The 4871-nt window shown below is 40.3% G+C and carries 5 protein-coding genes and 2 tRNA genes; 5 read left to right on the forward strand and 2 right to left on the reverse strand.

The window, feature by feature from the left end:
• Positions 1–258: 258 nt before the first annotated feature.
• Positions 259–331, reverse strand: a tRNA-Gly gene (locus tag BUA02_RS15475).
• 159 nt (positions 332–490) lie between these two features.
• On the opposite strand from BUA02_RS15475, the gene BUA02_RS15480 reads away from it, so the two are divergent.
• The 4 genes from BUA02_RS15480 to BUA02_RS15495 are packed head-to-tail and all read left to right on the forward strand — an operon-like array spanning position 491 to position 3121.
• Entirely contained in the window at positions 491–865 is a 375-nt protein-coding gene (locus BUA02_RS15480) for a GntR family transcriptional regulator (protein ID WP_072705767.1), read from the forward strand.
• 2 nt (positions 866–867) lie between these two features.
• Positions 868–1776, forward strand: a complete 909-nt coding sequence (locus BUA02_RS15485; RefSeq protein WP_072705769.1) for an ATP-binding cassette domain-containing protein — start codon at positions 868–870, stop codon at positions 1774–1776.
• A gap of 15 nt (positions 1777–1791) precedes the next feature.
• Complete coding sequence (locus tag BUA02_RS15490; protein WP_072705771.1) at positions 1792–2463, forward strand: hypothetical protein; 672 nt, start codon at positions 1792–1794, stop codon at positions 2461–2463.
• Positions 2453–3121 carry a hypothetical protein gene (locus BUA02_RS15495; protein WP_072705773.1) on the forward strand — a complete coding sequence of 223 codons (669 nt, stop codon included), beginning with the start codon at positions 2453–2455 and terminating at the stop codon, positions 3119–3121. Before BUA02_RS15490 ends, BUA02_RS15495 begins: the two co-directional genes overlap by 11 nt.
• 50 nt (positions 3122–3171) lie before the next feature.
• On the opposite strand, the gene BUA02_RS15500 is transcribed toward BUA02_RS15495, so the two are convergent.
• Entirely contained in the window at positions 3172–4392 is a 1221-nt protein-coding gene (locus BUA02_RS15500) for a class I SAM-dependent rRNA methyltransferase (RefSeq protein ID WP_072705775.1), read from the reverse strand.
• 154 nt (positions 4393–4546) lie between these two features.
• On the opposite strand from BUA02_RS15500, the gene BUA02_RS15505 reads away from it, so the two are divergent.
• Positions 4547–4619, forward strand: a tRNA-Gly gene (locus BUA02_RS15505).
• Positions 4620–4871 lie beyond the last annotated feature (252 nt).

Raw genomic sequence — 4871 nt, forward strand, 5'->3', positions numbered from 1 at the left:
ACAGAAAGATGATGTGGTAATAGCTGCAGGAATGGCTCGGTACAATGGCGAAAAGGATGTAGCAAGGGTTTTCGAAAAAGCAGATGCGCTTATGTACGAAAACAAGAAGAAGCTGAAAGAAAAAGAAAAGTGCTCGTGATGGGGGCGTAAATGGACCAAGGGGACGGGGTTAGTGGGGCATTTGAAAAATGACCCACTAACCCCGTCCCCTTGGTCCACACACGAAAAAAGGACATCCAACCGGATGTCCTTTTTTAGAGCGATAGACGGGGCTCGAACCCGCGGTCTCGACCTTGGCAAGGTCGCGCGTTACCAACTACGCCACTATCGCATATATGTAAAGTCGCTTGCGCGACAGCAATAGTTATATTATACCAATCAAAAAAATATGTCAACATAAAAATTAAATTTTTTATACTGTTGACATAAGACTGTTATGGGTGTATATATAACACATAAACAGTTGCAACAATACATAAGGGGAAAAGAGATGAAGATATCACAGAATTCAGGAATTCCTATATATCAGCAGATTGCTGACAGCTTCAGAACAGACATCCTCGAAGGAAGATATTCGCAAGGCGAGTACTTACCTTCTATAAGAGGCCTGGCTAAGGAGCTAAAGATAAGTGTTATCACAACCATAAAGGCATATGAACAGCTTGAAGCTGAGGGCATGGTAACAGCAGTTCAGGGCAAAGGCTACTTCGTAAATGCTCAGGACGGCGAGATGCTCAAAGAACAGCACAGACGTAAAGTTGAGGATGCACTTTTGGAAGCTATCAAATATGCAAAGATAGCAGGAATGAGCGATGAAGAATTATTCGAAACGCTCAAGACATTACAGAATTTTGAGGAGGAATGAACATGAATACAAACGCAGTTGTATCTTGTAAGAACATAGAAAAAAGATATAAGAACTTCGAACTTAAGGTAGACAGCCTTGATTTCCCAAAGGGCTTTGCTACTGCTCTTATCGGAGAAAATGGTGCTGGTAAGACTACTCTTTTGGAGCTTATTGCTGGTCTTCGCCTTGAACATGAGGGCGACATCAGTTACTTCGATAAATATACTGAGAGCGACAGAGAGACTGATCCTACTGTCAAAAACAACATCGGCTACACAGGAACCAGCAACTACTTTGTTCCTAACTGGAGCCTCAAGCAGGTAAAAGAAGCTCAGGACATGCTCTTCGATGACTTCGATGGCAACAAATATGATCAGATTCTTAATGAACTTGCTATTTCTGATCCATCAAAAGATAAGAATAAGAAAGTCAGCTCTTTATCAGATGGTAACAAGATCAAGCTCATGCTTGCCGGAGTTTTTGCAAGAAAAACAGATCTTTTACTTATGGATGAGCCTGCATCTCCACTTGATCCTCTTATGAGAGACAAGCTCTGCAGCATGATAAGAGAATATCTTGAAGAGGGAGAGGGCGAGAAATCCGTTATCTTCTCAACTCACAACATTGCAGACATGGAGAATGTCACAGATTACGCTGTTATCGTAGAAAATGGTTCTATCGTTGAACAGGGATTTGTTGAGGAGTTAAAAGAAAAGTACACATACGTTAAAGGTGATAAAGCAGATGAAGAAACTGCTAAGCCTTTCTTTTACGATATGACATCAAGCAGCTTTGGATTTGAAGGTCTTTGTCTTTCAGAAAATCTTGATAAGCTGGCTGGTCTTGATCTCATAACAGAAACACCTACGTTGTCACAGCTTGCAGTTGGAATAATGAGAGCCAACACCAAGCTTACAGCAATCAAATAATAGGAGATATGATCAATGAAGGAATTATACAGAAAACATTGTCTTTTTCATGGAGACATTTACAATATCGTGATGTTCATTGTCGTTCCGATAGTCGTAGTTCTTTTACACATTTGGATGCAGTCCCTCATCGACGTATTGAATGTTTCTAATCTTGCTGTATTAATGATGTTTGTAGGAATGTATGCTGATTACTATTCATTCAATGGCTTGACCACCAAGGACTACCCTTTGGGCATCTTCAAAAATTCAGCAAAAGGTAGAGAAGCTATCAAATGGGCTATTATCGCCGACCAGATCAGAAGATTTGTTCAGATAGTATTTATCTATATTGTCTGCAATGCAATTACTATGAAAATGTTGCAGGTAGAATTAACTTCCATGGACTGGATCTTGACGTTAGTATGCATTCTCTTTGTATATGCCTCTATAACCACTGTTATCCTGATTGGAAGGAACATAACAACCTTTGCGGCATACACAGGCTTTTCTGGAATACTTATGTCTATAGCTGGAGTGATCGTGAGTCTTGCTCTGTTTTACAGATACTGCCAGGGGGAGGTTGATCCAATGAACTGGCTTCCAATAGTGTTTGTACTGGCTGTTTTCAGTACGGGAGTCATGATCAAATATACACTTTATAGATATGACAGAAGTTTTATGGAGGAAAAATACCATGATAAATGATTATAAAAAAGCCTTTAAACTTATGACACTTAGTCCAAAGTTTAAGATGCAGATAATCTTAGCTAGTATATTTTTTATACTTGGAGTCGTTTTAGATGTTGCCTCAACAGGCGCAACAGTAACGGGTGGCGTATATATCTTTATACCTGCAATATCAATGATGGAGCTATTTTATGGAGCGAACGAATCTGGCCTTATCAAGTCTTCACCCATCAGGAAAAAGACTCTGACCTATTATCCATTTTTGGTCACTGTCCCATATTCACTCATAGCATACACATTACTGGCACTCTATCACGCCCATATCTCACGTATTGCAACCCCTTCGTCCGATGTAGACGAATATGCCATGCAGGTAAAATACATCTATGCTCTTGGTTTACTTGTTCTTTTACTTCTTGTATATTCAGCAGCGTGCTATAAAGGATTTGTTTTATCTACAATAGTCTTTGTTATTATTGTGATCCCGCTTATTGGCTGCTCTCAATCCAAATATCTCTTTTTGGACTTTTTTGGAGCTCAGGACATCAATGTAGCTATTGGAATCGGGTACCTGTTGGTATTACTGGGATTAGTTCTTTCAATGACTATAACAAGACTATTTTACTTTAGAGATATAGACAGACTCTCCATGAGAGGCATCATGAAAAATGCATAAGCTTTAGAAAAACAAAACCTCAGATGTTACCATCTGAGGTTTTAATATTTTTACATCTCGTCGCAAACCTGATAGATCACGAATTTAAGATAGTATGATGCAGCGCCGCCTACAAGGATTGGATGGTCTGCAGCCTGCTGTCTGAATTCAACCTGCTTGAGTCTCTTGTGCGCATCTCTTGCAGCATCCTGAATAGTTTTAAGGAACAGTTCTTCATCCATAAAGTGTGAGCATGAACATGTTGCAAGATATCCGCCATCCTTGACTAGCTTCATACCGCGCATGTTGATTTCTTTATATCCTGTAGTAGCCTTCTTGATCGAAGCTCTGGATTTAGTAAATGCAGGCGGATCAAGGATAACTACGTCAAACTTCTCCCCCTTTTTCTCAAGGTCAGGAAGAAGTTCAAATACATCAGCGCACTGAAAGGTTGCTACATTCTCAAGGCCGTTAAGTCTAGCATTTTCTTCTGCCTGCTTGCAACCAAGGTCAGATGCATCAACGCCTAGAACTGAACTTGCTCCTGCTGCCGCGCAGTTAAGAGCAAATGAGCCAGTATGTGTGAAGCAGTCCAGAACTTTTTTGCCCTTACAAAAAGAAGCTATGGCCTTTCTATTATTCTTTTGATCCAGGAAAAATCCCGTCTTCTGGCCATTTTCTACATCAACATAGTACTTAACGCCGTTCTCAGAAATAATAACCTTTGTATCAAATGGCTCTCCAATAAAGCCTTTTACTCTCTCTAAACCTTCAAGCTCTCTTACCTTTGCATCACTTCGCTCATACACACCGCGGATCTTGACGCCATCTTCAAGGAGAACCTTTTTGCAAAGGTCAATGATCAGCTCTTTCATTCTGTCTGTTCCAAGAGCAAGTGACTCGATTACCAGAACATCTGAGAACTTATCAATTGTTATCCCTGGAAGAAAATCAGCTTCTCCAAAGATAAGTCTGCAAGACAGCTGCTCAATTGGCTCATTTGTAGCCATGACAGCCTTTCTGTATTCCCAGGCATCACGTATTCTTTTCTCGATAAGCTCCTTGGTTACAGGGTGCTCCTGTTTGCGGGACATCATCCTTATCCTGATCTTGGATACAGTGTTGATGAAACCATATCCCATGAAATAGCCGTCGAAGTCATGAAGCTCGATGATATCTCCATTTTCAAAAGAGCCTTCGACTCTTTCTATCTCATTATCATAAACCCAAAGGCCGCCTGCCTTGAGTTCTCTTCCTTGTCCTCTTTTTAGAAATGCTTTTGCATCAGAAATCTTTATATCCAAATCTAATTCCTCTCGATAACTTAGTACAATCATTATTTGTCAACGCAAGATAATATACCACATTTTTGTAAATACATGTTGACAATATACTAAATTTATTCTAAAATCAATTCGTTGTCACAGTTGTGATGACCACATAAATGCGATAGTGGCGTAGTTGGTAACGCGCGACCTTGCCAAGGTCGAGACCGCGGGTTCGAGCCCCGTCTATCGCTCTAAAAAAGGACATCCGGTTGGATGTCCTTTTTTCGTGTGTGGACCAAGAGGACGGGGGGAGTGGGTCCATTACTTCTTCTTATCACAGGCGATAAATTTTAGATAATTTTGCTAAAGACTCTTCTCATGTATTATTTACCCAAGCAAAAAGCCACAGCAAATGTGGCTGGGGAGGAATAAAACATGAAGAAAAAATCTTTAGCAATTTTTTTGGCGTTAACACTGACATTAACATCCGGATTAGTGGGATG

The sequence above is a fragment of the Butyrivibrio hungatei DSM 14810 genome, from assembly GCF_900143205.1.
Taxonomy (GTDB): Bacteria; Bacillota; Clostridia; order Lachnospirales; family Lachnospiraceae; genus Butyrivibrio; species Butyrivibrio hungatei.

Coding starts and splice junctions, on each gene's coding strand:
- BUA02_RS15480 (WP_072705767.1), top strand. CDS start 491: ATGAAGATATCACAGAATTCAGGAATTCCTATATATCAGCAGATTGCT.
- BUA02_RS15485 (WP_072705769.1), top strand. CDS start 868: ATGAATACAAACGCAGTTGTATCTTGTAAGAACATAGAAAAAAGATAT.
- BUA02_RS15490 (WP_072705771.1), top strand. CDS start 1,792: ATGAAGGAATTATACAGAAAACATTGTCTTTTTCATGGAGACATTTAC.
- BUA02_RS15495 (WP_072705773.1), top strand. CDS start 2,453: ATGATAAATGATTATAAAAAAGCCTTTAAACTTATGACACTTAGTCCA.